The sequence below is a fragment of the Haladaptatus sp. DYF46 genome, assembly GCF_021083305.1.
In the GTDB taxonomy this organism is placed as follows: domain Archaea; phylum Halobacteriota; class Halobacteria; order Halobacteriales; family Haladaptataceae; genus Haladaptatus.
The window spans coordinates 239,654-265,494 of sequence record NZ_JAJFAY010000001.1 but is presented as its reverse complement, the minus strand read 5'-3'; the positions used below and the strand labels follow the sequence as shown (position 1 = coordinate 265,494).

Here is a 25,841-nt window from a genome sequence, read left to right as displayed (position 1 = left end):
TCGTTCCGCTGTGCCGGTTCGTTCGAATCGTCTCCAACGTCGCGAATCGGCTACTACGGAGAGGATAGAGGCATCTACGTCTCGATGGTTCTCAGAAACAGCGCCTGTAGGACGCCGAAGAACACGCCGAACGCGAGGGCATACCCGAGATTGTCACCGATCGGGCCGCCGAAGATCGCGCTCAAAGGGAGCAGTATCGCTGCGGTACCGAACACCACCATGAGGGAACACCATCTAACTGGGTGTGACTCGGCACATCCGGTGAGTCGCCTGTTGTACGAACGAACCGAAGCGAGAGGACCCATACCCGTGGCAGGAGTCGGTAACTCATAGTGGTTCGGGTGCCGTTCGACTCGCGACACGGACCGCGTACGAATCGGCACCGGGATGCCGGGAAAGGGATTGGAGGTTGAGAGTAGAAATAAGCGTCGTCCCGAAGGGAGAGCGTGAGTATCGCGAAAGCACCTTCGCGACGATGGCCGGTGCCTCCTCCAGTAGATATATTATTCACCGACAATGAACGAAAACGTGAATATTCGACCGCTCGAAAGTGAGACGGATTTACGCGGGGCGATCCGCACGAACGGCCGCGCTTGGAAAGCCGCCTACGACGACATCGTTCCCGAATCGGTCATCGAGCGGGTTGCCGCATCACCGACGGATGAGCGACTCGACGCGCTGTTCGAAGCGGTTCGTAATTCCCGGTACTTCGTCGCCGTCGATGAGACCGACAGTGTCAGAGGGTACGCGTACTTCCGATGGGGCGACGACGAGACGAAAGAGTTCGTCGGGGCGGATGAAGCCGGACTCAAAGAGATCTACGTCGACCCCGACGATTGGGGCCGAGGAATCGGAACGGCGCTTCTCGAACACGGTCTAGCACGACTCCCCGAGTCCATCACCGCTCTCAAACTCGAAGCGCTTTCCGAGAACGACTCGGGAAAACGGTTCTATACGGCACGTGGATTCGAACCCATCAAAGAATCCACCATTACGATCGCTGATGAGTCGTACTCCGCCACGATCTATTCGCTTTCGCTGTGACTATCCGTTTCTTGGCATCCAACTTCGCGAACCGCCACGTCGTTCATAGAAATCGAGCGGATCAAGAACATGGAGTTCTTTCACTGGGTCGCGTTCCGATACTGCTCTCGAGTAATCGTGTACCGATGGGCATTGGCGAGATCACCATCGTTCGGCCGAAAGTTCCTGAACAGTCCCTCGTACTGCCCCCCGTACCGATCGATATACTTCTCAATTGCACGTCGTGACCGCTCGTTCCCCTCGAGAGTAAAGACTGCAAGCAATTCGAGATCAAGTGTGTCGAAGATTATTTCTGTGAGTGCTGCGGCTCGTTCGCCAGACAGACCACGTCCCCAGAACTGCTTTCGTAACCAGAGGCGAATCGTCCCCGTTCGACGGCCCCAATGCACATCGATCCCGGTCATCCCGACCACGGGTTCGGAGGATTCTCGAAGGCGAAGTAAGTAGCGAAAGTCCTCTCCTTGCTCCCAGTTCGATTCAGCACTGGTGAGAAGGTCGTGAGTCTCTTTTGGTGTCTGATGAGGACCCCAGGGGAGGTACTCTGTCACGTCCTCGATTCCGGGATCGCTCGAACAGATGTCATAGAGATCGAACAGATCGATGGCATCGTGAGTCAGTCGCTCGAAGATGAGGTGATCGGTTTCGATTCGTTCAGGAATCATACTCGTGCTTGCTGGGTAGCTACTATGAAGATACTGCGAAGAATCGCTTATCGAGACATATTGGGGGAAACACCGGGGACCGAGTAAGTGCGTTGTGGATGACAAACCTCTGCCATTCTTCGGAGAGAGTGGAGAAGAAGCAGCTATCCGATCGAACTGCAAACGTATCAAGCGGTCGTTTAGGATGGGTATTTTGATGAAGACTTGTGAATACGGTATCTGATATGGAAACGGATGAACTCCTAAAATTCATATCACAGGAGAATGACCGACTTCGAGCGTACCATTCTGGACTCGATGAAGACAACGCACCGCTCATTCAGACTGTAAAACTGAACGAGGAGATCGGTGAGTTGTGCGACACTGTACTCGCATATGACTCTCTACAACGATCCAAAAAACTTGCAGAGTTCGAGGAGCAAGAGATCGAAGACGAAGTTGCCGATGTAATCATTACAACGCTCCTCCTTGCAGATTCCATCGATGTAGATATCGAAGAGGCCCTCGAAAACAAAATTAACGCAGTTGAAGAACGGTACGAATAATACCCACACTCTGGATGCAATCAGAGGGTGTATCCTTCACATCCGATTGGATTCCATATCGACTTTGGAGGGGGTGAATTAGGTGAACGGACAAAATCTTTCGCCGCGGGCGACCCGACCGAATCCACTTTCGCTTACGAGGTTCGAGAGTGGAAAACCGGGTTGCTGTCGAGCAGTGAGTGAAAATCTACCATTTGATGTCAAATTCGAGCGTATCCGTACACTCCGTTGTGTCCTCGTATTCACTTTTCAGAACGGTAAACCGATGCTGGTCAGTGACCGCACCGTTCGGGCGAGGTGAGTGCTGTCGCAATAATCCTTCGTGGCGGCCACCATATTTCTCGACGTATTTTTCGATCATACGTCGGGAGTGTTCGTTACGAGCACTACAGGTAGTATAGTACGCGTCGAGATCATACTGTTCGAACGTTAATTCGACGAAAACGGACGCCCGCTCGACGCCATATTCCCGTCCCCAATACTGCTTCGCCAGCACGATACCTGACCCTGCCCGCCGTTCTTTCCATTCCGGACCATAGGCTGTCAGGCCAACTAGGTCTTCCCCTTCGTCTTTTGACCGCAGGAGGTAGCGAGCAGTGTCACGATCGGCCCATTCCTGTTCGGCTTTGTCGATGAAACCGACAACGTGATCGAGGTGTTTGAACCGAAACCACGGCATGTGCTCGGTCGAGTCCTTCTGCCATTCGTCTCGACTGACGAGATCATACAACTCGAATGAATCTACCATTTCATGACTAACGCGCTCAAAGAGGAGTCGACTCGTCTCAATTCGTTCAGGGAAGAGTTGGTGTACCATTGTAATTCCAATCACCCGTTGAATACACGGGATAGAAAACTCGGTGGTAGCGTTCATGTATGCCGAAAAGTTCATGCATTTTTATACAGTAGTATAAATTGAGTTTTTAGACAACGAACTACTTTTCATCCGATCGTTCGGACGATCGAATCCGAGTACCGACTTCAACGAGAGTTGACACGCTAATTATGCACCACGAACTGTGCGAAGGCCGATTCGAGATATCGGGGAAGTCCATTTTCGCTTGTAGAATCAAACGGAGGTGGCGAAGCACACCGCAGGACGGGAAACGCATCCGAATACTATACTCGACACACGGCCAGCATGTGCTCCGAGAAATCGACCGCCGCACGGTCCTCCCGGAGCAGTTTCACGAGCCGGCGAACGTCCTCGACGGCCTCGTCGCTGGCGTCCTCCAACTCCGGTTTCATCCGGTTGGCCACGCCCTCCAGACCGACCAGTTTCTCGACGGTGAAACCGGCGTCCCGCAGTTCGGCCTCGAACTCGTCGGCGCGGAAGAAGTGACACTCCGCCCAGCCCTCCCCGTCGGCGTGTTCGGCGACGCGCTCTGCCGTGTACTTGCCGTCCTCGGCGATGGGGACCAGCAGTCCGTGGCTGGAGTCGAGGCTGAACTTCACGATGTCCCGAAGGGAGGCAAAGCGACTGATGACGGAGACGAAGACTGGCGCGTCGGGCGCGGCGACCCGGCGGAGTTCGCGGGTGGCGGTGGCGCGCTCGTCGTCGTCCACGACGTGGCTCAGGGGGCCGCCGAGACAGCACACCGCGTCGAACGTTTCATCCCCGAATCGCAGATCGCGCACGTCGCCCGCTTCGGCGCTGATTCGGTCGTCGAGTTCGCGCTCGGCGGCGTTTTCGCGGGCGAGTTCGACCTGCGTCTCGCTCACGTCCACGAGGGTCACGTCGTATTCGCGTTCGGCGAGCCAAAGTGCGTAGCGGCCCGACGCGCCGCCCACGTCGAGGACGCGACCCGTGTCGGGGAGGTATCGGTCGAGGTAGTCGACCGTGTTCTCGAACTCCATGCGAGTGACGGGGTCGCGCTCCAGTCGCTCCCACTCGTGTTCGCCGAACTCGTCGTAGTAGTTCTGGGGATCCATGTCGCTCATCGTCGTTCCCCGCCGATGGTTCGTCGGATCGTCTCGCTGCTCGTCCGCTGCACTCGTTCGGTGGCGATACGTCGGACTGATTGCCTGATTTCGTACATCCGTGTCTGATTTCGGGGTTTCGTTCGGTAGTGAGAACGCGAGTCGCCCGGTTTCACCCCGTCGCCGCGTCAGCGGCCGAATCGGGACTCCACCCGGCGAAAAGCAGGTGCTGGCCCATGATTCGGGCGGCCAGCGGCGGGTGGAGTCGGGAACGTCACGGTCGAAAAATCAATTCCGTTCAACATAACGGTTTGGGTTCGGGCGACGAACCGAACGGATCGAGTTGTCGGACGACCGTGGAACACGATTAAGTACGGATGTCACCTAGATAGTAAGGCGAATGGGTATCCGGTAATCCGAGATACGTCGCGTCTTTCAGGACGTGTTCGGGTCCATAGTTGGGGAGCAGTTGGGGGGAAAAATGGTACAAGTACTGTACGTTATAGAACGGGAGTTCATGAGAAAGACGTTCGAATCGATAAACGACCACGTGGATGTTTCGTCGGCGTACGTCCCGGTCCGTCGGGAAGCGCGCGGGTGTTGCGACGCTATTCCCGAGATACGGGTCGATGATGTGAGCGACATCGACGGGAACGTTCGCGACATCGACCCGGCGGTCGTCGTGTACAACCACCGATTCCGCATCGATACGGTTCGGTTTCACGAGGAGTATCCGCTGGTCCACGTCCGCCACGGCGCATCGGTCGGTCGCGGGGAGGTCGACGTCACGGTCGGGACGATGGGTCGTGCCATCGACGCCGCACTCGCGCCGGGTGAGCGGTGGGCACGGAGGTACCGTGAGTCGTTTCCGGACCGCGTTCGCGTCGCGGTGGTCGGTATCCCGGAAGCGGATGGCCTCGTCGGTTCGAACGCACCGAATCGAAAGCGGGTGCTCTACGCGCCGACCAATCACAACTACGGCGGCGGGTCGTATCGGAACACCGCGATGACGGTTCTCGACGTGTTCGCCGACACCGAGTACGAACTCCTCTTTCGGCCCCATCCGATGGACAGAACCGAGGAACCCGGCCGGTCGCTGACGGAGGAGTGCAGGAAGCGAATCGGGACGCTGCCGAACGTCGTGTTCGACGAGAACCCGACCCCGCGAGAGAGCATGCTCGATGCCGACGTACTCCTCTCCGATTACTCCGGCATCATCGCCGAATGGCTTCACACTCGCCGTCCGCTCGTCCAGTTCACCGACGTCGTCGCCGAAAACGGTACCGTTCCCGAAATCGGCCACGTAACGCGCGTCGACGACTTCGACGTTCGGACCCTCGATGCGCTCTACGAACGGGGATATACGGGGTCGGTCGCCGAGCGGGAAGCGAGATTCAGGGCCGAACTCGGGATACCGATGGACGGTCGCGCCGGTGACCGTGCCGCAACGGAGGTGATGGCATGCAGGCGGTGATCCTCGCTGCTGGATGTGGAAGCCGGATGGGTGACTTGACCGGCGACATCCCGAAAGCCTTCTTCGAGATCAACGGAAAGTCGTTCTACGAACGTCAGTACGATGCCCTCATCGACCGCGTCGACGGAATCACGGTCGTGCTCGGATACGAATATGAAAACGTCCTCGGGGAACTCTTCTCGGCCGAACCGCTCGTCTTCGAACGGTGGGACGAGTACGAGAACGCGGAGTCGCTTCGCCTCGCGTTGGAACGACACGACGACGACGTGCTCGTACTCAACGGGGACGTCATCGTCTCCCCGTCCGTCATCGACGAGATGAAGCGACGCTATTCGGCGTGGCGGGGATGCTACAACGTCGTCGGGTGTATCCCCGGGAACCAGATGAAACATACCGCCATTCGATTCGACGAATCGGGAACCGTCGTGGACTACGGCAACATCGAGGGGCACCGCCACGCCGGCGTGGGCATCATCGGCCGTCGGCACCGACAGCGTGCGATAGAAATTCTCGCTCGAAACCGCGAGGACTGGTACCCGCACGTGTACACTCGAACGCCGACGAAACGGATGTTCGTTCCTGCGAATCGACATCTCGAAATCAACCGTCCGACCGACGTCGCTCGGGCGCGGGAACGATTGCCGCTGTTCGACCAATCGAGTTCCGCGTGATCGGGAAGCTTCAAAGCGGAATCTTTAATTCTTATGCGTCCCGGGACTCGAACGAGAATGGAGCTTATCGCCCATCGAGGGTGCGCGGAGCTATATCCTGAAAACACGGTGTACGCGGTCGAGCAGGCTTCGCTCGATTTTCCGGCCGTCGAGATAGACGTCCGCCGATGTCGGTCCGGGGAACTCGTCGTCTTTCACGACGAAACGATAGACAGGGTCACCGAGGGGAGCGGTTCGGTGGCCGAAATGGCGTGGAGCGAACTGCGCGAACTGGAGGTAAAGCGATCCGGCGAGCGAATCCCGCTGCTGTCCGAAGCGCTCGCCGCGGTTCCGTCGGGTGTGAGCGTCCAAGTCGAACTCAAGCGGACGGGCATCGCGGCGGAGGTCCTCTCGCGCATTCACGATTCCGGCGTCGATGCGCGCGTGACGTCCTTCATCCCGAGCGCGCTGAGTGAAGTGCAGGAGTACGACCCGGAGATGAAGCGCGGGTATCTCTTCGGCGAGGAGGTCGGAGCGACCATCGGCTTTCGAACGGCGCTCGCGCTCGGTTGTGACTCGCTTCATCCTCACTCCGCGTTGTGTCTCGAAACGGATATCGTCCAAGTCGCACACCGGGAAGAACTACGAGTCATCGCGTGGGCCGTGTCGGACGAGTTGACCGTCGGCGAACTCCATGCGATAGGCGTGGACGCTGCGACCGCCGATACGCGGATGTCGTCCATCCTCGAAGAGACGACACCGATGGCCGCCGACTGAAGTCCGTGGCCACGCCATCGTCACGACCCGTCGTTCGTGCTCCCGCGTCAACCGATGTGGAAATGTCCCGTTGACGGCGTCGTCAGCGGGGGAGAACCGACAGAATGAGGTGGCCTTCCCGAATAGCTTTCCGCAAGAATGTTCGATAAGGTTCTTGTCGCAAATCGCGGCGAAATCGCGGTTCGCGTGATGCGCGCCTGCGAGGAGCTCGGAATCGACACCGTCGCTGTCTACAGCGACGCCGACCGAAACTCCGGCCACGTTCGATACGCCGACGAGGCGTACAACGTCGGCCCGGCGCGCGCCGCCGACTCGTACCTCGATCAGGAGGCCATCATCGACGCCGCGAAAAAGGCCGGCGCCGACGCGATCCACCCCGGCTACGGGTTCCTCGCGGAGAACGCCGATTTCGCCGCGAAGGTCGAAGCCACCGACGGCGTGACGTGGATCGGCCCGGAGAGCGAGTCGATGGAGCAACTCGGCGAGAAGACGAAGGCCCGGAAGACGATGCAGGCGGCCGACGTGCCCATCGTCCCCGGAACGACCGACCCCGTCGAGGACGCGTCGGAAGTCACGGCGTTCGGCGACGAATACGGCTACCCGGTCGCCATCAAGGCGGAGGGCGGCGGCGGCGGGCGCGGAATGAAGGTCGTTCGCGGTCCCGACGAGGCGGAAGATCAACTCGAATCCGCCCAGCGCGAGGGTGAAGCGTACTTCGACAACGCCAACGTCTACCTCGAACGCTACCTCGAAAACCCGCGTCACATCGAGGTCCAGATAATCGCGGACCACCACGGCAACGTCCGCCACCTCGGCGAGCGTGATTGTTCCCTCCAGCGCCGCCACCAGAAGGTCATCGAGGAAGGTCCGTCCCCCGCGCTCTCGGACGAGTTGCGGGAGAAAATCGCGGAGTCGGCCCGCGACGGCGCGGCCGCCGCCGGCTACTACAACGCCGGTACCTTCGAGTTCCTCGTGGAGGAGGACGAGACGCGCGGCGCTGACGAACTCCTCGGCGTGGACACGAACTTCTACTTCCTCGAAGTCAACACCCGGATTCAGGTCGAACACTGCGTCACGGAGTGGTTGACCGACGTCGACATCGTGAAGTGGCAGATTCGAGTCGCGGCCGACGAACCGCTCGGCTTCGAACAGGACGACGTGGAACTCGAAGGACACGCGATTGAGTTCCGCATCAACGCCGAGAACGCCGCGAACGACTTCGCACCGGCGACGGGCGGGAAACTGACGACCTACGACCCGCCGGGCGGAATCGGCGTGCGTTTGGACGACGCGCTCCGACAGGGCGACGACCTCGTCACCGATTACGACTCGATGATCGCAAAGCTCATCGTCCACGCCGGCGACCGCGAGGAGTGTATCGCCCGCTCCCAGCGTGCGCTCGCGGAGTACGACATCGAGGGAATCCCGACCATCATCCCGTTCCACCGCTTGATGCTCGAAGACGAGGAGTTCGTCGCCGGAACGCACACGACGAAGTACCTCGACCACCACCTCGACTCGGACCGAATCGCGGATGCACAGGAGAAGTGGGGTTCGGAAACGTCGTCGGACGACGACGAGGAAGTCGTCGAACGCGAGTTCACGGTCGAGGTCAACGGCAAGCGCTTCGAGGTCAACCTCGAAGACCGCGGCGGCGTCGCGGCGGTTCCCGCGAACGCCAACAGCGGGGGCGGCCAGAAGCCGAAACCGGCGGGCGGCAGCAGCGACGGCGGCGAAACCGTCGTGGACGCCGAAGGCGAGACGGTTTCGGCCGAGATGCAGGGCACCATCCTCGACGTGAAAGTCTCGGAAGGTGACGAGATCGAGCCCGGCGACGTGGTCTGTGTCCTCGAAGCCATGAAGATGGAAAACGACGTGGTCGCCTCGCGCGGCGGGACCGTCACCCAAGTCGCGGTCAGCGAGGGTGAAAGTGTCGATATGGGCGACGTGCTGGTCGTCGTGGACTGATCGCGGAATCGGGCGGTCGATTTTCCGGCGTTTCGTCGGCTTGTACGTAGCGATAGCACGTGAGATACTTTCACAGGCGGTCGTTTCATATACTCTGCACCGGAAGGTATGGAAATATACCGACGACCATGACAGAAATCGGCGACCACTACCGACCCGCCGGCGAGCCATCCGATTCGAACGTCTACCGCGTCGTGGGACGGGAAGGGGAGGTGACGATGTTGCGAGTGACCGGCCCCGACGGGGACCGCGTCAACTCCGGCGAGATCCGTCGCTGTTCGACGGCGGAACTCGATGCCGAGTTCGAACCCGCGAAAAACCCGGATTCGCGGTTCTCGCCCGTTTCGAGCGCGAAGAACATGCTTTCCGGGCTGTACTGGAGTTTCCGGCGATTTCTGTAGGTTCGGCCGAGCGGAAAGCGACGTTTTTGCTGATTCCCGACCGAGTGGAATCGGGGGAAAACGATGGTAGAACCAGTGGACGTTTCGATACGCGAGGCGACGCTCGACGATTTGCGTGATCGACTGGCGCGGACGCGCTGGACCGACGAAGTTGCGGGCGCGGGATGGGAGTACGGGACGAACCTCGACTATCTTCGGGAACTCGTCGCGTACTGGGAGAACGACTTCGAGTGGGGAGACAAGAAGGGAGGATAAACGAGTTCGATCACTTTCGCGCGGAAATCGACGGCACCGAAATTCACTTTCTTCACGAACGAGGGGAGGGTGATGATCCGACGCCGCTGATACTCCTGCACGGATGGCCGAGCACGTTCGTCCAGATGCTGGACATCGTTCCGATGCTGACGACCCCGTCGGCGTTCGGCGGCGACGCCGACGAATCGTTCGACGTGGTGGTTCCGTCCCTGCCCGGATACGGCTTTTCGGACCGACCGAACCGGGGATGAGCGTCCCGAGAATCGCGGACCTGCTCCAGACGCTGATGACGGACGAACTCGGCTACGACCGCTACGCGGGTCGGGGGGGCGACATCGGGGCCGGGGTCCTGTTACAACTCGGACTCAAGTATCGAGGGTCGATACTCGGGATGCATCTCGGCGGGACGAACCCGCGGGTGGACGAGGGGATGATTCCGGACGACCCCACGGACGCGGAACGGGAGTTCATCCGAGAACGGAGAGGCTCCAACCGACGACGGAGAGGAGCGCCCCGCCGACGACGATCCACGTGAGACGGCCGGGGTCGAAGTCGTCCGTTCTTCCGGATAGATACTCGTAGAGACTTCCGAGCACGAGACCGACGCCGCCGAGCGCCATTAGCCACAGGCTGATGCTGGATCGACCGGCGAGGAGATCGGGTACGGAGCCTGCGGCGAACGAGAGGCCGACGATACCCATCGATGCGTAGTAGAGCAGGGTCCGGTTCATACGACAAATCAATCAGGAATTCCGATAAAAGTACCGACGATACCGTTTCGTTCGCAAAACTAGGGACGGATAGCCGGTCGTCGTGGCGACGAATGATAGCACCGTTGTGGTCCACGGAAGACGGATATCTTCCCCACGTGTGGCTCCTCTCCGGAACGCTACCGGTGTACGGAAACAGTCGTGCTGGAGCGAATCCACGCTCGGTGGTTTTCCGGGTCGTAGAACATCGCCACGGTCCCGTATTCGTCCTCGTATTCGCTGTACTCTATCTCGTTGGTTCGTGATTCGGTCATTCTCTGTTATCGGTTGCGTTCGTGTCCCTTCCACGCGTCTCGGCAAGCGGGTGTACAGAACGGGTACAGGCGGAGCGTCCCCGTCGAGTCGGTTTCGGCGAGGACCGGATGCCACGATTCGATATCGATGGTGTCTCCACAGACGGCACACACACGCTCGTCGGACGACGCTTCGGTTTCATCCATACGCTGTTCGCCCGTCGTCATTCAGGGAGGACTTCCACGGTTCCGTCGCTGTGAACGCGGACGTCGTATCCTTCGAGCGAAAATTCGACGCGGCCGCCCCTCGTGCTACTGTGAAAGAGCGAATCGAGGGCGTCCGGGTCGATGACGTCGTACAAGCAGGTCGTGAACTCGGTTGCGTCGTCGTATCCCGCCGCGTCCATGACGGCGGAAAGCACATCGAGGCTGATTCTATCGTCGGGGTCGCCTCGTTCGCTTCGTCGTTTCTCGCCTCGTTCGCTTCGTCGTTTCATATCCGTCTTCATAGTTATGGGGAGGGTATACTATGTAAAGGCGTTTCCAGCTAGATTGAACGTGATAGTTTTCGACGGGGGCTATCTGTCTAGACGGATGCCCCGCTGCTCACGATTCGAAGAGACGCCGGAGGAGTTTCCGCTCCGCCGTCCGCAAGTGGTGTTGGAACGTCGGCTGTGAGATGTCGAGCGAGCGTCCCACCTCCTCGCCGGTACTCTTTCGCGGCGAGTCGAAGAACCCGCTGTAGTACGCCGTCTCCAGCACCTCCCGCTGGCGGTCCGTGAGGGTCTCCGCGAGCGCCGTATCGATGTCCCCGGACACCACCGGTCGCTCCCGGTGTCGGCGACTCCGCAGTTCCAGCGCCGGGAAGCGTTTCTGAAGCACCTCCACGAACGTCCGAACGTCGGCGTTCGTCGAGAGTCGAACGACGACCGAGCCCGGGAGCGGTCCGACGGCGAACGTCTCCGGAATCGCGCCGTAATCGAGGAGCGTCCCGACGAAACTCGAATCCGTCAGTGTCGCGGCGAACAGCGCGGAGTCGTCCCGACTGCTCACCCGTTCGATGTCGACGACCTCCAACGAGCGGGACGCGAGTCCACACACGTCGTCCGACGGCGCGCCGGTCACGGTGAAAAACGCCGTCACCGTGGCGTCGTGTTTGGAGACGACGCCCATGAATTCGACGTGACAGTCGAGCCGTTCCGCGATGTCCACGAACACGACCGACGAGTCCTCGATGTCGAACTGGAGTTCGACCATCTCGCTTCCGGTGAGGGCCTTCTTGCTCTCCACGGCGTTGATGGCGTAGGCGATGGTCTGGCTCACGTCTTCGAGGACGGCCCGTTCCAGTTCGTCGAACGTTCGAGGTTCGTCGGAGTAGACCGAAAGCACGCCGTACACGGCGTCACCGTATCGAAGCGGGAGCGCACACGAGGAGCGATAGCCGCGTTTCAGCGCCTCGCTCTGCCACTGCTCGGAGAGCGGACCGCGGAGTACGTCCTGTGCGACTTGCGCCCGCCCGGTTCGGAGCGCGGTCCCCGCCAAATCGCCCGTATCGTCGGCGGTCGTAATGGTTAGCGCGTCGAGGTAGCCGCGCTCGATACCCGCCGATTCGCGAGGGATGACAGTCCCCGTCGCCGGGTCATCCGCTCCGATCCACGCGAACCGGTACGGCCCTCCGCTCGTCAGACGTGAACAGACGGCCGTCTCTATCTCCTCGCGGGTCCGCGCCTCCACGAGCGCCCGGTCGATGCGTCGGATACCTTCGTTCAGTTCGTTGAGGCGTTCGAGCGCGGCGTTCTGCCGACGAAGCCTCGTCTCCTGATCGCGCAGTCGTCGTTGGCGTTCGGCGCGTCCGAGGGCCGATTCGACGGCGGCCGCACAGAGTTCCGCGATGTCGAGGGTCGCGTCGCCGGACACCGAGGTGACGAACACGCCGTGCGTTCCGAGCGGAAGGAAGACGGTCTCGCCGTCGGATCGGACGTCGTTCTGGAGGAACGATTCCCACGCGATGCCGTCCCCGTTCAGCACCTCCTCCGGTAGTTCGTCCGACTCCTCCGTCCTCGCGGTCGGTTGGAGCGCGCCGGTCGATTCGTCGTACAGCGCGATGATCGTCGCCGGGAGGGACAACAGTCGCTCCGCCGCCTCCACCGTGAGGGTACACACGTCCTCCGCGGTTTCCGTCTCCAGCAGTTCCCGCGTGAGGTCGGACAGCGCGGCGAGCGCCTCCTCGTGATGCTTTCGGCGGGTTACGTCGATGGCGACGCCGATGACGCGTTCCACGTTCCCGTCCGCATCGAACACCGGTTGAAAGACGATGTCGTAAATCGTCCCGTGGAACTCCCGCGTCGTTCGAACCAAATCGCCCGACAGGGAACGGAGACAGTCCTCGAGGATGTCCGGGTAGTCCTCGTACCGTTCGTGGATGGATTGCCCGACGATTTCCTCGTCGGACGCTCCCGTCGATTCCAACCCGCTTCCCTCAGCGAGTTGGAACGTTCCGTCCGTGTCGATGGAGAAAAATATCACCGGGACGTTGCGGACGATCATCTCGTAGCGCTCGATTTCCGACTCCCGTTCGTGCCGTTCGGCGACGTTCATGTGCGCGACGACGACGAACCGGTTTCCGTCGTCCGTCACTTCGGCGGCACGCATCACGAACCACCGCCGTTCGTCCGGCGAGTGACACGGATATTCGAGGCTGAACTCGGACCGGTCCCCCGCCAAAATTCCGCGGATACCCGCGGCTACCTCGTCCGCCGTCAGGTCGTCAGCCACGTCGCAGACGTCGAAATAGCTGACGCCGCGTGTCGTGGCCGCCAGTCCGTTTTCCCGCCCGAACTCCTCCCACGCGTCGTTCGTCGCGACGATGATACCGTCTTCGTCGAGTACGGCGACGTTTACCGGAAGCGAATCGAGCGTGAATTGTTCGATATCGCTATGACTCACGATTCATCCTACCCCCCAGTCATCAGGCCCGGTTAGACTCCAGCGGGTAAAACGGTGGCGCTACTCGCGGTACTCCGTCACCAACTCGTCCAGCGATTCGTGGTGGTGTGTCGTGTGCGGGGCGGTCAGCGGGGAGACGCTGACGTTGCCCTCGTACACCGCGCGGCGGTCCGTTCCCTCCGCGTCCGGAAGCGTCTCGTCGTCCATCTGTTCCCACGTCAGGTCGTGCAGCGTGATGACGCCCCCTTCGTTGGTCGTATCCATGTCGTAGACGTGCGAGGGACGGGTGACTTCCATCGGCATCGGCCCGTCGTCCGGCATCGGCGCGTTGACGTTCAGGTACTCCGCCTGCTCGAACACGCCCGCGTCGAGCGCGTGTTCGGCGAGATACGTCGCCGCACGCGCCGCCTCCTCGTACTCATCGACGGTCGTGTCGTAGGGCCAGAGGTGGTTCGGCACGTGCAGCGAGACGGCGATGGCCGGAACGTCGAAGAACGCGGCTTCGACGGCGGCGCTGACCGTTCCGGAACGTCCGAGGACGTACGCACCGAGGTTCGCGCCGTTGTTACAGCCGGAGACGACGATGTCGGGGTACGGTCCGAGTTCGGTCAGGCCGGCGACCACGCAGTCGGTCGGGGTGCCCGTAATCGCATAGCCGAGTTCGTGCTCCTCGACTTCGACTTCGTAGGACATCGCACGGCCGACCGCGCTCTGGTCCGTCGCTGGCGCGACGGTGGTCACGTTGCCGACTTCCCTGAGGCTCTCGTACAGTGCGCGGATACCGGGACTGTCGATGCCGTCGTCGTTCGTCAGAAGAATTTCGAGCGAATCGCCCATGAACAGGGGTTGGAACGTGAACGCAAAAGTACTCCGCTCGATGTTCGTGAGCAGGCCACAACCGACGTCGACGGTCCGACAGAATCGGTCGATACCGACGACGACACGCGTGAGTAAACGGGAGGTGTGACAGCCACGCGTGCGAACGGGACGAACGAGTGAAACGTAGCGGAGAATGACAATGGGAAATCAGGACAGCGAGACGAGCCGACACTCCGGACTGGCGCGCTGAAACACTTCGATGGTCCGTCTTCGACCCGTTTCGGACCGAGTCGGGATTGGGAACAGTATGTATTCTCGCTGTTGTAATTCAGCATTGATAATCAACGAAGCACTGGGATTTAAGCTGTGAGGCTCATATTATGCGAACGGACATGGCGGAGGGAAATGTCACAGACGCTCACACGCTCGAACTCAACTACGAATACGCTCAGCGTAACGTAGACATCCTGTCCATCTGGTTCGAGTGCGAGCCAAAGAAGACGGTCGAACTGCTCGCGGAGAACAAAATACCGCTGTCACCGAACGACGAAGGGAAGTTCGGTTCGTACTATAACTTCGTCCGGGAGTGCGTCGAGGCGAACTAGCGGCGGTCCACGACCGTCCGCTCGTCCACGACGAGGTTGTACGCTTTTTCGTCCTCGTTCCAGAGCACGAGCACGTCCTCGAACGACAGGAGGCTTCCGTAGGCCGCCTCGCGAAGCGCGCGGTTGAGTGACGTTTCCTTCGTCAGGACCGCGAAGTTCCCCACCGACTCGCTGCCGTCACTGATTTTGAACACGGCGTTTTCACCCTCCTCCGACAGCGAGTGACTGAGTTTCACCGCGACGAGGTTCACCCGTTCGGTGACGTGGCGCTCCATCCCCGCCATCTTCGCCGATTCGGACGGACGGGCGGTGAACTCCCGCCGACGGACACCATCGGTTCGAAGGATGACGTGCGAGAACTGCACGTCGACGTTGACGAACTCGCCGTCGCCCTCGATGTCGTCCAACGTTACGGACTCCCGCGGTTCGTCCGTCCCGGTTTCGTGTGCGCTCGCGTCGGCACCACCCGCATCGAGTCCACGCCCCGACGCGTCGGTACCGTCGCCGGCACCGTATTCGATCGCGTCGGTTCCGTACTCACTCGCGTCGATTCCGTCCCGACTCGCGTCGATGCCCTGCGTCCCCGTCCCCTCATCGTCGTTCGAATCGAACTCGTAGTTGCTGGCGTCGATTCCTCGGTGTTCCACCTGACTCGCGGATTCTTCGGTGCGTCCTTCGGGTTCGGTTTCGCGTTCGGAGACCTCGACGTCACCTTCGCCGTCTCCGCTCTCCCCCGCGTCCAGTCGGCGCTGAAACGGCGGCACGGCCAACTCGGTTTTCACGTCGAACGACCAGCAGTCGTCGGTCGGTTCCTCGCCGGGCCAGAGGCGAAGCGTCGGCGAGAACACGGTCGTCCGGTCGGCGACGCTTCGTTCGATCTCCCGAAGGCCGATGCTGGCGTTCTTGTCCGCCGGGGAGACGGCGACCAACGACCCATCCGGCGCGAGGTAGTCGAGGTACTTCCGAACGACCGCTTCTGGGTCGGCCAGTTCGCTCAACACGTTGCCGAACAGGACGAGGTCGTACGCCGCGCCGTCCTCGGGTTCGAAGGCTTCCGCGGTGTCGCGGTGGACCTTCGGGTGGAAGTTCTCCCCCGTCTCCTCCAGCATCGCAGCGAGGACGTCGGCGGCGTCGCTCGGTTCGACGGCGTGGTACTCCACGAACGTCTCCGAGGGGAGGAAATCATGGAGTCCGAGGGCGGGGCCGCCGACTCCCGCGCCGACGTCGAGGACGCGGAGTTTTCCGGGCAGCAGGCCGCGTTCCGCGAGTTCGGAGAGGACGTACTGGACCACGGCGTAGTAGTCCGGCAGGTGGTAGACGGCGTAGCCGAGCGCGACGCGATAGTCGTACTCGACGGGGTTCTGGGCGAAGTAGTCCTCCTTGAGCCGTCGAATCGTGTCGCGAAGTTCGTCGCCCGACGTGCCGTCCGGCCACCCAGCGCCGAACTCCGCGACCAGCAGGTCCTCCAGTTTTCGCCCGTACTTCTCGGGAAACGACTCGACGCCGCGGAACTCGGGACGAACGGGGTCGTCCGACGCGGGTTCGAAGGTGCCGTCCTCGTGTTCCACGAATCCGAGCGACCCCGCTTCCTCGCGGAGGATCTGCCGAACGACCGCCGGATGTGGTTCCCCTTCGACGTACTCCGAAATCTCCTCCGGGTCCACGGGGCGAACGTCTTGGAGATATTTCGCGTTCGACAACACCTGCTCGCGCTGCTCCGCGTTCATTCGTCCACCTCGTCGATGTCCGCGGCTTCGCGATACAACCGCTCGAAGTCGGCCGGGTCGGCGTCGGCCAGCCGCCTCGCCGCTTCCGCCACGCCCGTCGCGCCGTCGAAGGTGGCCTGAATGTCGGCGTACACGCGCGGTTCGCCGTCGGTCACGTGGTCCGCGAGGCCGGACAACTCCTCGTATACGGGCGTTCGAAGCCCTTCGGGGACGGGGTTCGCCGCCAGCGCGAAAGCGAGCACCGCCGCGTGCGTCCCGGCTTGCACCGTCGTCATCGCGTCGTCGTGTTCCGCCGCCGTCGTCTCGACCAGCGTGTTCCCGCGCGCCTCGATGGCTGCGAGCAGTTCGTCCGTCACCGGGCCGGGTTCGTCCGCGACGACTGCCACGTTCCCCGGCGCGGTGTCCGACCCGAACAGGGGGTGCAGGCTCACCCGTTCGACGTTCGGTGCGTGTTCCGCCATCGCTTCGACCGGTTCGGCCATGACGCCGCTCACGTCGAGTATCGCCCGGTCGGCCTTCGGCGCGTGTTCCTCGACCGCCTCCGAAATCGCAGGCATCGGGACGGCGAGACAGACCACGTCGAATGATTCGTCGGATTCCAGCGCGACCGCTCGCCCGTCGGCCGTTCGAGCGGCCTCCTCCGCAATCCCCGGTTCCGCGTCGGCAAACGCGATGTCGCCCGGTACCGCCTCGGCGAACCAGCGACCCATCGCGCCCGCCCCGACGACGAGTACGTTCATTGCCTTCGCGTTGGTGTGGTCCACCCAAAAGAGGTTCGTTTGCGCGAGTCGGTCAGTCCGTGGATTCCGATTCCGTCGGGGGTTCGACGGCACCGATCTGTTCGAACAGTCCCAGCGCGTCGTCGTTGACGTACCGTTCCGCGAGTTTGCCGTCTTTCAGATGGTCGATGACGATTCCGGTGACCTCTATTTTCGTCCCCGTCGGCGCGATGCCCATGAGTTCACCGTCGTGGGTGGCCCGCGTCGTGTATCGCGTCACTACCACGTCGTCCACGGCGTACATTCCCTCCACTTCGTGTTCCATGTCGGAGAAAGAGTCGTGAAACGCCTCGACTACTTTCCGATACCCGTCCGGGCCATGTGCCGGTTCGTCGAGCATCGGATTGTGAAACACGAAGTCTTCGGCTACGAGGTCGGGAATCGCGTCGAAGTCCCCTCCGTCCCATACCTCGCGAATCTCCCGGTGGACGACCGCTTCGTTGTCGGCTGTCTCGATACTCATCGTTCCCCTCTCCGCGTATCTCGAACGCTCGGAGTGAGTATAAACGAAACCCATCGTTCATTCGGGTAACGGGCGTGGACAGCGGTAAAACGGCCGCATTTCTCTCCGCTTCGAACCTTCGTCTCGTCGGTTTCGACGGTGAGGTTCCAAAAAAAGCCGTTCGACGCGTCCGTCCCCGCTTACTCCTCGAACTCCCGCATCTCCGGCGGCAGTTCGACCACGCCGAGTTGGACGAGCATGCCGAGTTCGTCGGCGTTCTCGTATCGCTCGCGTATCTTTCCGTCCTCCAGTCGGTCGATGATGATGCCCGTCATCTCGATGCGTTCGTTCGTCGGTTCCTTGCCCATCATCTCGCCGGTGTTCGTGCCCCGCATGGTGTACCGGACGACCACCTCGTCGTCCGACGAGAGGATGTCCTCCACCTCCATATCGAAGTCGGAGAACATCTTTCGGGTCTCCTCGGCCATCTCCCTGTACTCGTCCCGACCGTTGATCTCCATCATCGACGTGTGATAGACGAAGTCGTCAGTCACGGTGTCGTCGATGCTGTCCAAGTCGCCGTCGCTGCTCCATACCTCCTCGATATCGCGGCGGACGACCGTCTCGTTGTCAGTTGTTCCGACACTCATAGTGTTTCACCCCGCACTTGTCGTAGACCTCGTACGGCGATAAACGACGCTATCGTTCACGCGGAAACGCCCGTGGGACGCCGGGAAAGGCGGGATGGTTCGACGGACAGCACCGATTTCCGTGTCCGTCGGCGTTCGGTTTCATCGCCTCGCCGGGTGGTCGGCGGCGAGGTGCCGCCGACCGAACACGTTCTCCCGAAGCGTTTCACCCTCGTACGCCTCGCGGACGAGGCCCCGTTCTCGGAGTTCGGGCACGACCAACTCGACGAAATCCCGAAGCGTGCCGGGGCGAACGATTTCCTTGAGGTTGAACCCGGAAATACCCGTCTCCGCGTGCCAGCGTTCGAGTTCGTCGGCGACCGTTTCCGGCGATCCGACGACGACCGGCGAGGTGGAACCGAGCCCGCAGAACTCCGCCACGTCGCGTACCGTCCAGTCGCGCTCCGGCGCGTGTTTGGTGAGGGCGTCCACCGCGCCCTGAATCGCCTCGGTTTCGATGTGTTCGACGGGTTGGTCCGGCGCGAGTTCCGAGAAGTCCAAATCCATGAACCCGCCGAGCAACGCGAGCGTGGCCTCCGTATCGACGTTCTCGCGGTACTCGTCGTACTTCGCCCGCGCGACGTCCTCCGTCTCGCCCACTATCGGCGCGATTCCGGCGAAGAAGGCGAGGTCGTCGCCGTTCCGTCCCGCCTCGTCGGCGCGCGCTCGAACGTCCTCGACGTAGCGTTTCACGACCGCTTCGGTGGGTTGGCTGACGAACAACGCCTCCGCGTTCGTCGCCGCAAAGTTTCGTCCGCGTTCCGATGACCCGGCTTGGTAGAGGACCGGCGTCCGCTGCGGCGAGGGTTCGCAGGAGTGCGGGCCGGGAACCGAGAAATGGTCGCCCTCGTAGTCGATGGCGTGAACCTTGTCGGGGTCGGTGTACCGCCCCGCCTCGGCGTCCCGAACCACCGCGTCGTCCTCCCAACTGTCCTCCCAGAGGCGGTAGCAGACCCGCATGAACTCCTCGGCCCGGTCGTAGCGCGCGTCGTGTTCCATTCGGCCCTCCAGCCCGAGGTTTTCCGCCGCGCTTTCGAGGTAGGAGGTGACGACGTTGAACGCGATTCGCCCGTCAGTGATGTGGTCCAGCGTCGAAAGCTCGCGGGCGAGTTGATACGGGTGAACGTACGTCGTCGAGCGCGTCACCGCGAAGCCGAGGTCGTCGGTGACGCTCGCCATCGCCGGAATCACCAGCTCCGGGTCGTTCGCGGGCGTTTGGATGGCTTTCTCGATGGCCGCGGTCCGGTCCCCGCCGTACACGTCGTAGATACCGCGCACGTCGGCGAAGAACACGGCGTCGAAGCCGCCTCTCTCCGCGAGTCGCGCGACTTCCTGCCAGTACGCCATATCGGTGTAGCGGTGGGACTGGTCGCCCGGCGTGCGCCAGTTGCCCGCCGTCACGTGTTCCACCGAATTCATGGTGAACAGGTTGAAATGGATGGGTTCGTCGCTCATTGTGGTTCGGTGGTCGTATTCCGGAACGCCGGAGCAAATGTGAGGGGGACGCGGCCAACCTCTCCGTCATCTGGGTTTCGAATACGATGGGGGCGACGGGGGTGGCGGGGGTCGGGAGGTACCGTGGTTGCAACTGTTGACGTGACGACTCGGATAGCCCCTGACCGTTCGCGACGAGGTGGCGTTGGTTTGTCTATGACTGCAACTACAGACGTCAATGAAACCGCAACCGCACCGCGACAACCACACGCCTCCCCAACCGATTCCTCCCGTCGTCGCTGAAGCTCCTCCGGTCGTCATCCCTCGCGCGAAAGCCAGTCAGGCCCTCGGACGTAATGTCCTCGGGCCTGCCAGCCACGCACGCCATGTGGCCGGGTCGATATCGCGCACCCTAACAGGAACAGTAGTAGTCGGCGGTTCCGAACTCGGTTTTCATGAGGCGGCGGATCGGTCCGACGTCGCCGGGTCGATACACGCCAGTCGTCAACTCGTCCGAGTCCTCGAACCCGCCGGACAGGAGAGACTCCCACTGTTCCGCCGAGAGGGCGTCCGAGAAACCGGAACCGTTTGCCAGCAGTTTCAGGTAATCGGCGAGGTAGACCCACGTGGCGTCGTGCGTCTCGCCGGGGTCGAACTCCTCGCCGACCGCTTCGGCGTAGGCGGCCCCCGGCAGGTCGGCACCAGCCTGCACGGGCAGCGAAATCCACTTCCACGGACGGGTGTTGATGTCGAGGAGAACGTACTCCTCCCGCCTCTCGTCGTAGACGAACTCGGCTTCGCTGATTCCGTAGTACCCCGTCTCCTCCAGCACCTTCAGTGCGCGGTCCTCGATATCGGGTTGGTCCGTCCTCCGAACCAGACACGAAGTACCGAACGCCTGTGGGTAGCGAACGCGGGCGTTGCCGACGAACGTCACGGGGTCGCCGGATTGGGGGACGTAGGAGGCGAGCGAGCAGTCCCGCCCGACGGCGATATCCACCTTCTCCTGTGCCATGACGTCGATACCGGCGTCCGCGGCCATGGCGGCCACGTCGGCCAACTCCTCCCTGTCGGCGACTTCGATGACGTTGGTTCCGACGGCCTCCTCGAACTCGCGTTTGAGCGCGGGTTTGACGACGAGCGGAAAGCCGAGCGCGTCGGCGGCGTCGTCCGGGTCGGTCTCCGAGAGACGGTACGTCTCGGGGTAGGGAACGCCCAACTCCTCGGCCTTCGCGTAGAGCGACTCCTTGTCGAGGACGGCGTCGATGGTTTCCCGGCCAGCGAACGGCAGGCGGACGCCCTCGGGTTCCGTCCCGGCGAATGCGTGGACCCACTCGTCCATGCACGGGAACGCGACGGGGTCGTGGTCCAGTTCTGCGGCGAGCGCTTCCACGTCGTCGCGGAAACCCTCCAAATCGTCGAGCGGGAACGTCACCCGCCCGGCGAAGTCCACGGCGTCGGAGTACGGCGCGACGCCCTTGCCGTTTCGGTCGATAGCGATGACGGGCACGTCGTGGGCGGAAAGCGCGCGAGCGACGCTCACCCCGGTGACGTGGGCGTTGCAGACTATCGCCGGTGGTTTGTCGAACGTCGCCTCGGCGAGCGCGCGCCGAAGCCCCTCGAAGGAACGAAATTCGTCGGCCATGGGTTCGATTTCCGGAGCGGAGCCTAAAGCCTGTCCGACCGGGAGAAAGCCGCCGCTATCTCGGTAGCGGAAGGAAACGAACGAAAGCGCGAATCGAAACCGAAATCGAGCCGAATCGAAAACCGGTCGGCCTACTCCTCGTCCACGACGAGTCGAATCGGGTAGTCGGTGAAGTTATCGTAGCCGTCCTCGGTGACGACGGCGATGTCCTCGATGCGGACGCCGCCGACTTCGGGGTCGTACAGGCCGGGTTCGATGGTGACGACGTGGCCGGGTTCCAACTCGCCGCCGCTGGGGCTGAGTCGGGGGTCCTCGTGGACGTCCAAGCCGACGCCGTGGCCCGTGCTGTGGATGAATCCCGTCTCGGCGTTCGGGTTGCTCCGAAGCGTGTCGTAGCCAGCCTTCTCGTACACGTCGCACACCGCGTCGTGAACTTCTTCGCCCGTCGCGCCGGGTTCGAGGGCGTCGAACGCCGCGTCGAACGCCTCGTGCGTGAGTTCGTAGCGTTCCCGTATCTCCTCGGAGGGTTCGCCGCGCACGAAGGTCCGGGTCATGTCGGCGTGGTACTTCGACGTTTTGTCCCGGGGGAAGATGTCGATGATGATGGCCTCGTTCGCCGCGAGCGGGCCGCTGCCGCGGTTGTGCGGGTCCGCACCCGCCGCGCCGCAGGCCACGATGGTTTCGTCCAGTGCGGCCCCATGGCGGAGGAGCGTCACCTCTATCTCCTCTTTCACGCGCTCGCTGGTCAGCGGTTCGCCGTCGTAGTAAAGCAGGTCGTCCCGAATCGTCGCCGCCGCGAGGAGGTCCTCGGCGGCGTGCATGGACGCCTCGTTCGCCTTCTGTGCGACGCGGACGTGTTCTACCTCCTCGTCCGTCTTCGTCGCGCGAATCCCCACGAGGACCGAGGAATCGTCGGGTTGCACGGTCACGCCCGCCTCGCGCAGTCCGTCCGCGGTGCCGACTGGGAACCGGGCGGGGACCACCACCGATTCGACGCCGCGGTCGGCGAGGAACTCGGCGATGATGTGGTTCTTCGCCGCCTCCGGACCGTGTTCGGCTATCTTCTCGTAGTAGTCGTACTCCGACAGCCGGGAGACGGTTTCCGCGTCGCTCTCCTTTTTGGCCCGTCCGTATTCGAGACTCGAAACGAGGAGGTGGACGCCGTCGGCGTACAGCGTCGTGAAGGCGTCCGGCGCGTCGAAGCCGGAGAGATACAACTGGTCCGAATCCGTCGAATCGGCGTCGATGAGAAAGCCGTCCACACCCATCGAATCGAGGGCGGAATCCAATACCGAGAGGTCCTGTGCCATATCTCTCGACACAGAGGGGACGACTAAAACCATGTCGGAGGGCGGGCGTGTTCCCGGCAACATCGCCCGGAAAGAGCCGATTCCCCTATCGCCTCGAACTCCCTTCCATCGCCGAAATCCACATCCTCCTACGCGACCAACTAGCACCCGTTATGGGGGGATATCTGGTCGCGCTCGATGGCTCGCCGTCGAGTACGGACGCACTGAACTACGCCATCGACCTCGCGGAGGACACGGACGCCTCGATTACGGGGATTCACGTCGTCGTCCCGACGGAGGTGTTCACGGGGGGCGACGCGCCGCCGACGAGTTTCGCCGAGGCCGACCGTGAACTCCTCTTGACGAGCGTCGAGGACGCGGAGACCCGCGGGCAGGACCTGCTCGACGACGCTGCGGCGAGCGCCGAACGCCGGGGAACGGAAATCGAGACGGGGATGCTGTACGGGGAACCGGTCGAACGGATCACCGAGTTCGCCGAGGAGAACGACTTCGACGCAATCTTCGTGGGCCACCGCGGCGCGTCCGAGCGCTACGAGACGCTGTTCGGAAGCGTCGCGAAGCAGGTCACGGGACGCGCGACGCTTCCCGTCACGGTCGTCCGATAAGGCGTTTCGGCGCGCCGGGACGTTTCCGATCGGCGTACCGAACCGTCTCCGACCGGCAGGACGTTTCGATCAGGTTGGATGTCTCCGGCCGGCGATATTTTCCGGAGGGCGGTAGTCTGATACCCGTTCGGATAGACGGGTCGCACATGGACGTCGAAATCTCCCAGTCGAGACTCTCCGGGACGGCGCGGGCACCGCCGTCGAAAAGCTACACACATCGTGCGATTCTCGCGGCCGGGTACTCCGGCGGGGCGCTCGTGTTCGACCCGCTCATCAGCGCCGACACGAAGGCGACGATGCGGGCCGTCGATGCCTTCGGCGGCGACGTGACCGACACCGGCGAGGCCATCGAAATTAATGGCTTCGGCGGCGAACCGACCACTCCGGCGGACATACTCGACTGCGGAAACAGCGGCACGACGATGCGGCTGGTCTCCGGGACGACGGCACTTGTGGACGGAATCACCGTCCTGACGGGTGACGCGTCACTTCGCTCGCGACCGCAGGGACCGATGCTCTCGGCCATCGGGCAACTCGGCGGCAGGGCCGAAAGCAGCCGCGGTAACGGCAAAGCCCCGATCGTCATCAAGGGACCGATTTCGGGTGGGACGGTCTCGATTCCGGGCGACGTCTCCTCGCAGTACGTGTCGGCGCTGCTGATGGCGGGCGCGCTGACCGACGACGGCGTGACCGTCGACCTCGAAACGGAACTCAAGTCGGCCCCCTACGTGGACATCACGCTGGAGTTGCTGGACGACTTCGGCGTCACCGCGGAGGAACGGGACGGCGGCTATCACGTCGCAGGCGGGCAGTTTTACGAACCGAGCGACGGCGAGTATCACGTCCCGGGCGACTTCTCCTCGATTTCCTACCTCCTCGCGGCGGGCGCGATCGCGGCCGACGACGGCGAGAGCATCCAAATCGAAGGCGCGTACCCGAGCGCACAAGGTGACACGTTCATCGTCGACGTCCTGAAGCAGATGGGCGGGGACGTCCACTGGAACCGCAACGACGGCGTGTTGACGGTCCGACGCTCCTCGCTCTCGGGCGTCACGGTCGATGTGGGCGACACGCCGGACCTCCTCCCGACCATCGCCGCCCTCGGTGCCGTCGCGGACGGCGAGACGCGCATCGAGAACTGCGAACACGTTCGGTACAAGGAAACGGACCGCGTGGCGGTGATGGCGAAGGAGCTCTCGAAGCTCGGAGCGAGCGTCGAGGAGGAAGAGGACGCCCTCACCGTCCACGGCAACGAGTCGGACCTCGTCGGGTCCGTGGTGGACGGACACGGAGACCATCGAATCGTGATGGCCCTCGCGGTCGCCGGACTCGCGGCCGACGGGACGACGATGGTCGCCGGTTCGGAACACGTCGAAGTGTCGTTCCCCGACTTCTTCGAGGTCCTGTACGACCTCGGCGGCGAGGTACAGCGGTAACTCAGTTCGTCTCCGTTCCGTTCGTCGTTCTCGTTTCCGTTGCGATTCCCGTTTTCGTCGTGGTTTCCGATTCCGTCGTCGTTCCCGCCTCCGGCGTGGTTTCCGTTCCGTTCGTCGTTCCCGTTTTCGTCGCGGTTCCCGGCTCCATCGTGGGTTCCGTCTCCGCCGTTTCCGTCTCCGCCGTTTCCGTCTCCGTTGCGGTTGCCGTTTCCGTCATCTCCTCTTGGCACGTCGAGGTGACGCCGATCCCGTCGGGACCGACGTCGACCAGAATGACGTTCGTTTCACAGCCGTTCATCTTCCACTCCACGGTGCGCCACATGTCGTTGTCGAGTTCCACGTTCACCTCGTAGGTGTCCGCTTCGAGGATGTTTCGACGGTTCGAAATCCATCCCGGAAAGAGATAGAACTTCGATTTGTAGTGGTCGCCCGTCCGAGTGCCCTCGATAGATACCGTGACGACGCGTCGCTTCTCGAAGAAGTTGCGAACGCGCAGGCTCACCGGTTCCGCGTCGTTGTCGCCGCCATCCGTCGGAAGGCGGCCGATACAGCCCGCGGAACTTCCTACGAGACCAAGCAGGGCGGTGAATCGTCGCCGATTCATCGCCTTCGTGTTGGTGTCCGGGCTATAAATTTTCTTTCGGCCACCGGTGGCGAAACGTTCCGCGGTCTGCAACCTCTAAATGCCCCCGCCGCACAGGAACG

31 protein-coding genes are annotated in these 25,841 nt (G+C 62.2%); 13 read left to right on the top strand and 18 right to left on the bottom strand.

Annotated elements, in window-relative coordinates; genetic code table 11:
- Positions 1–74: 74 nt before the first annotated feature.
- On the bottom strand, positions 75–305 hold the full coding sequence (locus tag LJF34_RS01430; RefSeq protein WP_231182853.1) for a hypothetical protein: 231 nt from the start codon (positions 303–305) through the stop codon (positions 75–77).
- Positions 306–528: 223 nt separating this feature from the next.
- Here LJF34_RS01430 and LJF34_RS01425 point away from each other — a divergent pair, with 223 nt between their 5' ends.
- Complete coding sequence (locus tag LJF34_RS01425) at positions 529–1,044, top strand: GNAT family N-acetyltransferase (RefSeq protein WP_231182852.1); 516 nt, start codon at positions 529–531, stop codon at positions 1,042–1,044.
- Between the two features lie 80 nt (positions 1,045–1,124).
- Here LJF34_RS01425 and LJF34_RS01420 read toward each other — a convergent pair whose 3' ends face one another.
- Positions 1,125–1,706 (bottom strand): GNAT family N-acetyltransferase, encoded by a 582-nt coding sequence (locus LJF34_RS01420; protein WP_231182851.1) that lies wholly within the window; start codon positions 1,704–1,706, stop codon positions 1,125–1,127.
- A gap of 224 nt (positions 1,707–1,930) precedes the next feature.
- Between LJF34_RS01420 and LJF34_RS01415 the strand changes: the two genes are divergently transcribed.
- The gene (locus LJF34_RS01415; protein WP_231182850.1) at positions 1,931–2,251 is read left to right on the top strand and encodes a MazG-like family protein; all 321 of its coding nucleotides are present in this window, start codon (positions 1,931–1,933) and stop codon (positions 2,249–2,251) included.
- A 187-nt stretch (positions 2,252–2,438) separates the two neighbouring features.
- Here the strand turns inward: LJF34_RS01415 and LJF34_RS01410 are convergent, their stop codons facing one another.
- Positions 2,439–3,068 carry a GNAT family protein gene (locus tag LJF34_RS01410; RefSeq protein ID WP_231182849.1) on the bottom strand — a complete coding sequence of 210 codons (630 nt, stop codon included), beginning with the start codon at positions 3,066–3,068 and terminating at the stop codon, positions 2,439–2,441.
- 302 nt (positions 3,069–3,370) lie between these two features.
- Complete coding sequence (locus LJF34_RS01405) at positions 3,371–4,192, bottom strand: class I SAM-dependent methyltransferase (RefSeq protein ID WP_231182848.1); 822 nt, start codon at positions 4,190–4,192, stop codon at positions 3,371–3,373.
- Between the two features lie 460 nt (positions 4,193–4,652).
- Here LJF34_RS01405 and LJF34_RS01400 point away from each other — a divergent pair, with 460 nt between their 5' ends.
- The 8 genes from LJF34_RS01400 (at position 4,653) to LJF34_RS01365 (ending at position 10,231) form a co-directional block, all read left to right on the top strand.
- On the top strand, positions 4,653–5,645 hold the full coding sequence (locus tag LJF34_RS01400) for a CDP-glycerol glycerophosphotransferase family protein (protein ID WP_231182847.1): 993 nt from the start codon (positions 4,653–4,655) through the stop codon (positions 5,643–5,645).
- Entirely contained in the window at positions 5,633–6,316 is a 684-nt protein-coding gene (locus tag LJF34_RS01395; RefSeq protein ID WP_231182846.1) for an NTP transferase domain-containing protein, read from the top strand. Before LJF34_RS01400 ends, LJF34_RS01395 begins: the two co-directional genes overlap by 13 nt.
- A gap of 57 nt (positions 6,317–6,373) precedes the next feature.
- Positions 6,374–7,072 (top strand): glycerophosphodiester phosphodiesterase, encoded by a 699-nt coding sequence (locus tag LJF34_RS01390; RefSeq protein ID WP_231182845.1) that lies wholly within the window; start codon positions 6,374–6,376, stop codon positions 7,070–7,072.
- 138 nt (positions 7,073–7,210) lie between these two features.
- Positions 7,211–9,040, top strand: coding sequence for an acetyl-CoA carboxylase biotin carboxylase subunit (locus LJF34_RS01385; protein ID WP_231182844.1), 1,830 nt, complete (start codon positions 7,211–7,213; stop codon positions 9,038–9,040).
- A 128-nt stretch (positions 9,041–9,168) separates the two neighbouring features.
- Entirely contained in the window at positions 9,169–9,441 is a 273-nt protein-coding gene (locus tag LJF34_RS01380; protein WP_231182843.1) for a hypothetical protein, read from the top strand.
- A gap of 63 nt (positions 9,442–9,504) precedes the next feature.
- Entirely contained in the window at positions 9,505–9,696 is a 192-nt protein-coding gene (locus tag LJF34_RS01375; protein WP_231182842.1) for an epoxide hydrolase N-terminal domain-containing protein, read from the top strand.
- Positions 9,672–9,947 (top strand): epoxide hydrolase family protein, encoded by a 276-nt coding sequence (locus LJF34_RS01370; RefSeq protein WP_231182841.1) that lies wholly within the window; start codon positions 9,672–9,674, stop codon positions 9,945–9,947. The genes LJF34_RS01375 and LJF34_RS01370 overlap by 25 nt, the downstream gene beginning before the upstream one ends.
- Positions 9,944–10,231, top strand: coding sequence for a hypothetical protein (locus LJF34_RS01365; protein WP_231182840.1), 288 nt, complete (start codon positions 9,944–9,946; stop codon positions 10,229–10,231). The genes LJF34_RS01370 and LJF34_RS01365 overlap by 4 nt, the downstream gene beginning before the upstream one ends.
- Here the strand turns inward: LJF34_RS01365 and LJF34_RS01360 are convergent.
- From LJF34_RS01360 to surE, 6 genes are all read right to left on the bottom strand, one after another.
- Positions 10,164–10,427, bottom strand: a complete 264-nt coding sequence (locus LJF34_RS01360; protein ID WP_231182839.1) for a hypothetical protein — start codon at positions 10,425–10,427, stop codon at positions 10,164–10,166. The genes LJF34_RS01365 and LJF34_RS01360 overlap by 68 nt on opposite strands.
- Positions 10,428–10,585: 158 nt before the next feature.
- Positions 10,586–10,720: a hypothetical protein gene (locus LJF34_RS28805; protein WP_255665567.1), complete on the bottom strand. Its 135-nt coding sequence runs from the start codon at positions 10,718–10,720 to the stop codon at positions 10,586–10,588.
- A gap of 6 nt (positions 10,721–10,726) precedes the next feature.
- Positions 10,727–10,906: a hypothetical protein gene (locus LJF34_RS01355; RefSeq protein ID WP_231182838.1), complete on the bottom strand. Its 180-nt coding sequence runs from the start codon at positions 10,904–10,906 to the stop codon at positions 10,727–10,729.
- Positions 10,907–10,923: 17 nt separating this feature from the next.
- Positions 10,924–11,208, bottom strand: a complete 285-nt coding sequence (locus tag LJF34_RS01350) for a HalOD1 output domain-containing protein (protein WP_231182837.1) — start codon at positions 11,206–11,208, stop codon at positions 10,924–10,926.
- A gap of 97 nt (positions 11,209–11,305) precedes the next feature.
- On the bottom strand, positions 11,306–13,645 hold the full coding sequence (locus tag LJF34_RS29215; RefSeq protein ID WP_231182836.1) for a bacterio-opsin activator domain-containing protein: 2,340 nt from the start codon (positions 13,643–13,645) through the stop codon (positions 11,306–11,308).
- 60 nt (positions 13,646–13,705) lie between these two features.
- The gene (surE, locus tag LJF34_RS01340; RefSeq protein WP_231182835.1) at positions 13,706–14,482 is read right to left on the bottom strand and encodes a 5'/3'-nucleotidase SurE; all 777 of its coding nucleotides are present in this window, start codon (positions 14,480–14,482) and stop codon (positions 13,706–13,708) included.
- Between the two features lie 374 nt (positions 14,483–14,856).
- On the opposite strand from surE, the gene LJF34_RS01335 reads away from it, so the two are divergent.
- Entirely contained in the window at positions 14,857–15,069 is a 213-nt protein-coding gene (locus LJF34_RS01335; RefSeq protein ID WP_231182834.1) for a hypothetical protein, read from the top strand.
- On the opposite strand, the gene LJF34_RS01330 is transcribed toward LJF34_RS01335, so the two are convergent.
- The 7 genes from LJF34_RS01330 to LJF34_RS01300 all read right to left on the bottom strand — a co-directional run bounded on the left by LJF34_RS01330 (position 15,066) and on the right by LJF34_RS01300 (position 23,095).
- Entirely contained in the window at positions 15,066–16,796 is a 1,731-nt protein-coding gene (locus tag LJF34_RS01330) for a methyltransferase (protein WP_231182833.1), read from the bottom strand. The two genes, LJF34_RS01335 and LJF34_RS01330, sit on opposite strands and share 4 nt — an antisense overlap.
- Positions 16,793–17,536: a prephenate dehydrogenase/arogenate dehydrogenase family protein gene (locus LJF34_RS01325; RefSeq protein WP_231182832.1), complete on the bottom strand. Its 744-nt coding sequence runs from the start codon at positions 17,534–17,536 to the stop codon at positions 16,793–16,795. The genes LJF34_RS01330 and LJF34_RS01325 overlap by 4 nt, the downstream gene beginning before the upstream one ends.
- Before the next feature lie 52 nt (positions 17,537–17,588).
- Positions 17,589–18,038 (bottom strand): ester cyclase, encoded by a 450-nt coding sequence (locus tag LJF34_RS01320; RefSeq protein WP_231182831.1) that lies wholly within the window; start codon positions 18,036–18,038, stop codon positions 17,589–17,591.
- 179 nt (positions 18,039–18,217) lie between these two features.
- Positions 18,218–18,667, bottom strand: coding sequence for an ester cyclase (locus LJF34_RS01315; protein ID WP_231182830.1), 450 nt, complete (start codon positions 18,665–18,667; stop codon positions 18,218–18,220).
- 141 nt (positions 18,668–18,808) lie between these two features.
- Entirely contained in the window at positions 18,809–20,161 is a 1,353-nt protein-coding gene (locus LJF34_RS01310) for an LLM class flavin-dependent oxidoreductase (RefSeq protein ID WP_231182829.1), read from the bottom strand.
- 391 nt (positions 20,162–20,552) lie between these two features.
- Positions 20,553–21,785, bottom strand: a complete 1,233-nt coding sequence (locus tag LJF34_RS01305) for a carboxylate--amine ligase (protein ID WP_231182828.1) — start codon at positions 21,783–21,785, stop codon at positions 20,553–20,555.
- A gap of 131 nt (positions 21,786–21,916) precedes the next feature.
- Positions 21,917–23,095 (bottom strand): Xaa-Pro peptidase family protein, encoded by a 1,179-nt coding sequence (locus LJF34_RS01300; RefSeq protein WP_231182827.1) that lies wholly within the window; start codon positions 23,093–23,095, stop codon positions 21,917–21,919.
- A gap of 47 nt (positions 23,096–23,142) precedes the next feature.
- Here LJF34_RS01300 and LJF34_RS01295 point away from each other — a divergent pair, with 47 nt between their 5' ends.
- Both LJF34_RS01295 and aroA read left to right on the top strand, forming a co-directional pair.
- On the top strand, positions 23,143–23,700 hold the full coding sequence (locus tag LJF34_RS01295; RefSeq protein WP_231182826.1) for a universal stress protein: 558 nt from the start codon (positions 23,143–23,145) through the stop codon (positions 23,698–23,700).
- A gap of 146 nt (positions 23,701–23,846) precedes the next feature.
- On the top strand, positions 23,847–25,136 hold the full coding sequence (aroA, locus tag LJF34_RS01290; RefSeq protein WP_231182825.1) for a 3-phosphoshikimate 1-carboxyvinyltransferase: 1,290 nt from the start codon (positions 23,847–23,849) through the stop codon (positions 25,134–25,136).
- Between the two features lies 1 nt (position 25,137).
- Here aroA and LJF34_RS01285 read toward each other — a convergent pair whose 3' ends face one another.
- The gene (locus LJF34_RS01285; protein ID WP_231182824.1) at positions 25,138–25,740 is read right to left on the bottom strand and encodes a hypothetical protein; all 603 of its coding nucleotides are present in this window, start codon (positions 25,738–25,740) and stop codon (positions 25,138–25,140) included.
- Positions 25,741–25,841: the final 101 nt, after the last annotated feature.